The sequence below is a fragment of the Rhodobacter capsulatus genome, assembly GCF_005144475.1.
GTDB classification, from domain to species: domain Bacteria; phylum Pseudomonadota; class Alphaproteobacteria; order Rhodobacterales; family Rhodobacteraceae; genus Rhodobacter; species Rhodobacter capsulatus_C.
In genome coordinates, this window is sequence record NZ_SWJZ01000031.1 from 1 (window position 1) to 6,277 (window position 6,277).

The window sequence follows — 6,277 nt, forward strand, 5'->3', positions numbered from 1 at the left end:
GCCGGGGGGCGGGAGGCGGCGGGGGTGCAGGGCGGGCGGGGCCCGTCGCCGCGACGGCATCGCCGGGCCAGATCCCGTCGCCGCGCGCGGCCTGCCACAGGCAGTCGGGGCGGGTGGTGTCGAAGGGCAAGGCCCCGCCGATCACCGCGCCATCGGGCGGGCCCGCAAAGAAGGGCGCGAGGCGATCGGCCAGGCTTTCGCGCGTGCCCCGCGCGAGGGCGCGGCCCGGACCCGCGGCGCAGATCCGCCCGGCGGCGTTGCGAAAGGCGAAGGGCTGGTCGAACCCGACGGGGGCGCCGACATCGGCGTTCGAAGCGGGGGATGGCTTGGTCATGCAGTGACCTCGGCATTGCGCGCGGGCGTCTTTCGCGCTGGGGTTGTATCCTCGCGCCGCAAAAAAACGCCGATCGCCCAAGGCGATGCGGAGCGGGGATGTTGCGGAAAGGTCGCTCCTCTTGTCGGCGCCCATCGATCGGACCCGGCAAGAGCATGCCCCTGCGGGACTTGCTGCCTGCGGCGACCATGTCAGAGCAGAGGCCGGGTTTCAAGATTATAATTTAGTGAAATGGTCGGGTATTATCCCCGAGAGGTGGCATGCCGGGCGGCGACGCGGATCAGGCCGCGCGCAGCCCTGATGATCTCGTTCGAGATCTGCGGCCGCGACGGCGTCACCTCGAACCCGTCGACGATCCTCTGCGAGCTCTATCTACATAACATTGCTTGCCGGACTTTTTGCGTCGACCCTCTCGGGCGCGCCGAAGTGCCGTCGCCGGTGATCTGCATCCGGATCGGGCGCCGGGCAGCGCTTGGAGAAATTCTGCGCTTGCAGGCCGTCCTGCCGATGGATCGCGGCGGCTTGCGGCCCCGCCCAGGGCACGCGCCGGACAGGTTCCAGCCGGGGTCCAGGGAAAGCCGGGGCGTCCGACAGAATGCCCCGGCGGTCGTGGTCTCAGTTCCCGCCTTCGCCGCCCGGGGCGAAGTAGTCGCGCGTCAGCTTGACGATGATCGGCGACAGCAGCAGCAGCGAAATCAGGTTCGGGATCGCCATCAGCGCATTGAGCGTATCCGCCACCAGCCAGGCGAAATCGAGGCTCAGCGTCGCGCCGAAGAAGACCGCGATGGTCCAAAGCAGCCGGAACGGTTTTTCGCTGATCGTGCCCAGAAGGAATTCCCAGCATTTCTCGGCGTAATAGGCCCAGCCGAGGATGGTGGTGAAGGCAAACAGCGCAAGGCTGATCGTCAGCAGATAGTTGCCATAGCCCGGCATCGCCGCCTCGAAAGCCGAGGAGGACAGCATCGCCCCGGTCTCGCCGTTCGTCCAGACGCCGGTGACCATGATCGCCAGACCGGTCAGCGTGCAGACGATGATCGTGTCGATGAAAGTCCCCATCATGCCGATCACGCCCGAGAACACCGGGTTCGAGGTCGAGCCCGAAGCCTGGGCGATCCCGGCGGTGCCAAGGCCCGCCTCGTTCGAGAAGATGCCGCGGGCCACGCCCATGCGCATCGCCATCAGGATGGTCGAGCCAAGGAAGCCGCCCGCCGCCGCCGTGCCGGTGAAGGCATCGGTGATGATCGTGGCAAGGGCCGAGGGGATGTTTTCGGCAAAGACCGCCAGCACCACGCTCACGCAGATCAGATAGAGGATCGCCATGAAAGGCACGATCCGTTCCGCCACTGCACCGATGCGCTTGATCCCGCCCAGCACGACCAGCCCGGTGAGCACCGTCATCACGATGCCCGAGATCCAGGTCTCGATGCCGAAGGAATTCTGCACGGCGCTGGCGATGCCGTTGGCCTGCACCATGTTGCCGATGCCAAAGCCCGCAAGACCGCCAAAGAAGGCGAAGGCGGTGGCCAGCCAGCGCCAGTTCTTGCCCAGCCCGTTCTTGATCGCGAACATCGGGCCGCCGACGTGTTCGCCCTTGTCGTCCACTTCGCGATATTTCACCGCGACGACCACTTCGGCGTATTTCGTGGCCATGCCGACAAAGGCGGTGACCCACATCCAGAACAGCGCCCCCGGGCCGCCGACCGCGATGGCGGTGGCGACGCCGGCGATGTTGCCGGTGCCGATGGTCGCGGAAAGTGCGGTCATCAGCGCCGCATAGGGGGTGATTTCCCCTTCCGAATCCGCGCCGGGGGTGCGGCTTTTCCAGATCATCCGGAAGCCGTAGATCAGCTTGCGGATCGGCATGAAGCCCAGACGAAGCTGAAGGTAGAAGCCGGTGCCGATGATCAGCACGATCATCGGAACGCCCCAGACGATCCCGTTCAGCCAGTTGAAGAAGGTATGAATCAGTTCCAAACGCCAGTCTCCTCTGTGTCCCTCGCACCTCCGTCTTCCCCGGGAAGACACGCAGGTGTGCGACGCACGTTGCATCGCAGGGATCTTGCGCCGTGTTCGCTGCGCTTTCCTAAGGTCGCTTCAGACCCAAGTTCAACCCGGCGATTCACCACACCCTCCGGCAGACGCGCCCGCGGCCCGATCCGGCGCCAGGGTCTTGCGGGCAGGGGGATTGATCCCCGGTTGCGCAACGACGCCCCGCGCGGGCGGCCTTGCCGGGCAAGCCGGAGGGGGCCGCCCCTTGGCTGATCCGGCACCGCAATTGACGTTTTCGGCGCCAAGCGAAGACGTCTTTCGCGCCATATCCTTCGAAGATCAAACCCCCTGGAGGATCCGATGCTCAAGAAGACACTTCAAATCATGGCAGCTGCCGCCTTGCTCGGGCCGGGAGCCGCGCTGGCCAGCGAATTCACCGTGACCGTTGACGATGCGGTTGACGGAAGCCTGGCCCCGGCCCATTTTGCCAACATCATGCACTGCACCGGCAAGAACCAGTCGCCCCATATCGCCTGGAAGAACGCGCCCGAGGGCACGAAAAGCTTCGTCGTCACCATGTACGATCAGGACGCTCCGACCGGTTCGGGCTGGTGGCACTGGATTGTGACCAATATCCCGGCAACGGCCACGGACCTGGCCGCAGGCGCCGGATCGGGTCTTGCGGCCCTGCCCAAGGGGGCGGTGCAGATGAACTCCGATGGCGGCGCGCCGGGATATGGCGGGGCCTGCCCGCCCGTTGGGCAGACGCACCGTTATGTCATCTCGGTCACCGCAATGAAGGTGCCCGCGCTGGATCTGCCGCCGGATGCGTCGGGCGCGCTGATCGGCATGATGACCAACATGAACGCGCTTGCCAAGGCAACGCTGACCCTGAAGGCCGGACGCTGATGCACAGCCGTGGTGCCGCAGACAGACGGACGATCCAGACCCGCCCCCTTGTCGGCACCACGGCGCGCATCTTGCAAAAATGCGACCTGCGCTTTTCCCGGATTCGGGTGGAGCAGCCAACCCTGATCCAGATCCGGGCGGGCGTGAAGGAAATCACCGATGGCAACTATAGCTGCCGCCTGGTCGCAGGCGATGTCGTCGCAATCGCCGGGGGGCAGAGCCTCGACATCACCAACCACCTGGACAGCCACGGCACCTATGAGGCGCGGTGGCTTGTCTGGGACGGGTCGATCCTTGCGGCCTTCCGCGCAGAGCAAAGCGCCGAACCGCTTGCCACGGCACGGAAATTTCCCGCCTCGCCGCCGTTGATCGAGGCGCTGGATCGCGCCTTTGACGCGGTTGACGGGGCCAGCAGGCTTCCCGACAGCATCGCGCGGCATCGGCTGGTGGAAATGCTGGTCTGGCTGGCCGAACAGGGCGTGTGCTTTGACCCGGTCAAAAAGCAGACGACCGAGCGGCGGGTGCGCGATTTGCTGGCGCGGCGGCTCGGACATGACTGGACGATGACGGAGGTGGCAGAGAGCCTTGCGATGAGCGAATCCTCGTTGCGCCGGCATCTGGCCGAGACCGGAACCGGTTTTGCCGAACTGCTGGCGGACATGCGGATGTCGATGGCGATGCGGCTGTTGCAGTCAACGGATCTGCCGATCGGCCATATCGCGGCGGAGGTGGGTTATGCCTCGGCCTCGCGCTTCGCAATCCGGTTTCGCGCCCGCTTCGGCTTTGCGCCCTCGGCCATTCGGGGGCACCAGCGCTAGGGTCTTCGCGCAGTCGCCCCTGCCGAACCGCCCCCCGGCCCCTGTTTGCGAAAAGGTCGGGTGTTTCAGGCGCGGATCGGCGTTTCGGGCGGCAGGTGATCCGGGCCGGTCCCGTCCGCGCGCAGAAGGCTTTGCACCACCAGCCGGATGTTTTCGCGCAGCCGGTCTTCCTGCCGGGCCTCTTCGATGTTTTCGCCCACCAGGGCCCGCAACTGCAAATCCGCAATCGCCGCGCCGAACAGCAGGGAGGCAAGCTGCTCCACATCCGGTCCGGTCCGCGTCGGGCCGCTCAGGAAATCCAGCCCGGCAATGATCGAACGGCGGCCAATCTCGATTGCCTGCTCCCGAAACCGGCCCGCAAGCTCCGGGGTCTTGAAGGCCTCGGCGATGATCAGCCGCGTCAGACCGATCTGACGGGGCGCAAGCACCCACATGGCAAGGCGCAGCAGAATTTCCACCAGCCGCGCTTCGCCCGAGGCTCCGGCCAGATCGACATCGGGCGCCGACGCATAGGCCCTTGGATCGCAAACCAAAGTCGCAAAAAGATCCTCTTTGTTCTGAAAGACCAGATACAGGGTCTTTTTCGACATGCCGCAGCGCTCGGCGATGCGCTTCATGTCGGTCGCCTCATAGCCCGCTTCGATGAACAACGCCCCTGCCGCATCCAGAATGCGGTTGCGCCGCTCCTCATCGGAAAGTGCCTTGGGCCGCCCCGCCGTTCGCTTCTCCTCGGTCATGTTGTCTTCGCGTGGCCTCTTGACAATAGGAAACTTTTGGGTTCCCTAAAGATGAGAAACCCGCGGGTTCCTTATCTGTCACCGTCGCAACCAAGGCAAGATTCAAAATGACCGTCGAAAAACCCTCTCCAACCATCGCGCTTGTTCTGGGGGGCCTCAGCGCGCTCGGCCCTCTGGCAATCGACATGTATCTGCCCGGCTTGCCGACCATGGTGACCGACCTCGGGACCAATGAAGGCACCATTCAATACAGCCTCATGGTGTTCTTTGCCGGTCTGACGCTGGGGCAGCTGTTCTACGGCCCGCTGTCGGATCGCTACGGCAGAAAGCCGCTGGCCTATTTCGGCCTCGCTCTCTTCGTGCTTGGCTCCCTGGGCAGCGCCTTCGCCGGTTCCGTCGAGAGCCTGATCCTGTTCCGGGCAATCGAAGGGCTGGGCGGGTCGATCGGCATGGTCATTGCCATGGCGGTCATCCGCGATCTTTACACCGGTCATGCGGCAGGGCGGATGATGGCCCTTGTGCTGATGGTGCTGGGCGTGTCCCCCGTGCTGGCACCGCTTGCCGGAAGCGCGATGCTGGCCATTGCCGACTGGAAAGCGATCTTCCTCGTGCTGGCCCTCGTCGGCCTTGCCCTGATCGTCTGTGTCGCCGTTGCCCTGCCCGAGACCCGAGCCCCCGAAATCAGACGTGCAAGCCATCCCGGCCGGGCCTTCCGCCATTATCTCAGCTTGCTTGGCAGCCGCCAGTTCCTGCCGTTCGTTCTGGTCTCCGCCGTCGCGCAGGCGGGCTTCTTTGCCTATATCTCCGGTTCGGCCTTCGTGTTCATTTCCGTTCACGGCCTGTCGCCGACCGAATACAGCGTGTTGTTTGCCCTCAATGCGGTCGGCCTTGTGATCGCCAACCAGCTGAGCGCCCCCGCGACACGGCGGTTTGGCTCCTATGCCGTGGCACGGGCTGCAACGCTTGTGCTGATGGTCAGCGGCCTTGCGCTGGTCGGGATGGAACTCGCGGGGCTGGCCAGTGTCTGGTCGCACAGCCTGCTGCTTTTCTTCGTGGTGGCGCAGGCCGGGATGGTGATGCCCGTGCTGAGCGTGCGGGCCATGGCGTCGTTTGGATCCATCGCCGGCACCGCAGCGGCCATGCTGGGCGCCATCCAGTTCGTCGGCGCGGCGGCGGCCAGCGGCGCGGTCGGCGCGTTGGCCGACGGAACCGCCTTGCCGCTTGTGTGCGTGATCGCGGGATGCGGGATCGGGGCGGCGGCCATCGCCTTTGCGGCCTTCCCGTCCGACACCCTGTCAAGGTGACGGCGGAGCTGTCCTGCGGAAGCCGTCCCGGGCCCCGGCCTCAAGGCTTGGCACCACGGCCCGCTGCGCCGAAAGGACGGTTACCCGGCGCAGCCCCCGCCGTTGGGGTCAGCCGTTGCGGCAGCCGGGGACGTTCAGGTCGCGGCAGAAATAGCCCGCGGCGCCGCCGACGACGGCGCCGGTGAC

The 6,277-nt window shown here is 65.6% G+C and carries 5 protein-coding genes and 1 pseudogene; 3 read left to right on the plus strand and 3 right to left on the minus strand.

Annotation, left to right across the window (positions count from 1 at the left end; translation table 11 throughout):
• A pseudogene (locus FBT96_RS09380) lies at window positions 1-334 on the minus strand (hypothetical protein); the annotation flags it as partial.
• Window positions 335-949: 615 nt separating this feature from the next.
• Window positions 950-2,308, minus strand: coding sequence for an alanine/glycine:cation symporter family protein (locus FBT96_RS09385; protein WP_136906037.1), 1,359 nt, complete (start codon window positions 2,306-2,308; stop codon window positions 950-952).
• Between the two features lie 399 nt (window positions 2,309-2,707).
• On the opposite strand from FBT96_RS09385, the gene FBT96_RS09390 reads away from it, so the two are divergent.
• Entirely contained in the window at window positions 2,708-3,232 is a 525-nt protein-coding gene (locus FBT96_RS09390) for a YbhB/YbcL family Raf kinase inhibitor-like protein (RefSeq protein WP_212635378.1), read from the plus strand.
• Complete coding sequence (locus tag FBT96_RS09395) at window positions 3,232-4,050, plus strand: helix-turn-helix transcriptional regulator (protein WP_136906039.1); 819 nt, start codon at window positions 3,232-3,234, stop codon at window positions 4,048-4,050. The genes FBT96_RS09390 and FBT96_RS09395 overlap by 1 nt, the downstream gene beginning before the upstream one ends.
• A 65-nt stretch (window positions 4,051-4,115) precedes the next feature.
• On the opposite strand, the gene FBT96_RS09400 is transcribed toward FBT96_RS09395, so the two are convergent.
• The gene (locus tag FBT96_RS09400) at window positions 4,116-4,787 is read right to left on the minus strand and encodes a TetR/AcrR family transcriptional regulator (protein WP_136906040.1); all 672 of its coding nucleotides are present in this window, start codon (window positions 4,785-4,787) and stop codon (window positions 4,116-4,118) included.
• A gap of 107 nt (window positions 4,788-4,894) precedes the next feature.
• Here FBT96_RS09400 and FBT96_RS09405 point away from each other — a divergent pair, with 107 nt between their 5' ends.
• Window positions 4,895-6,091, plus strand: coding sequence for a multidrug effflux MFS transporter (locus FBT96_RS09405; RefSeq protein ID WP_136906041.1), 1,197 nt, complete (start codon window positions 4,895-4,897; stop codon window positions 6,089-6,091).
• The last annotated feature ends 186 nt before the right edge of the window (window positions 6,092-6,277 follow it).

What these genes read in the sequence shown, in the direction of transcription:
- FBT96_RS09390 (WP_212635378.1), top strand. Translation starts at nt 2,708, where the DNA reads ATGGCAGCTGCCGCCTTGCTCGGGCCGGGAGCCGCGCTGGCCAGCGAA.
- FBT96_RS09395 (WP_136906039.1), top strand. Translation starts at nt 3,232, where the DNA reads ATGCACAGCCGTGGTGCCGCAGACAGACGGACGATCCAGACCCGCCCC.
- FBT96_RS09400 (WP_136906040.1), bottom strand. Translation starts at nt 4,787, where the DNA reads ATGACCGAGGAGAAGCGAACGGCGGGGCGGCCCAAGGCACTTTCCGAT.
- FBT96_RS09405 (WP_136906041.1), top strand. Translation starts at nt 4,895, where the DNA reads ATGACCGTCGAAAAACCCTCTCCAACCATCGCGCTTGTTCTGGGGGGC.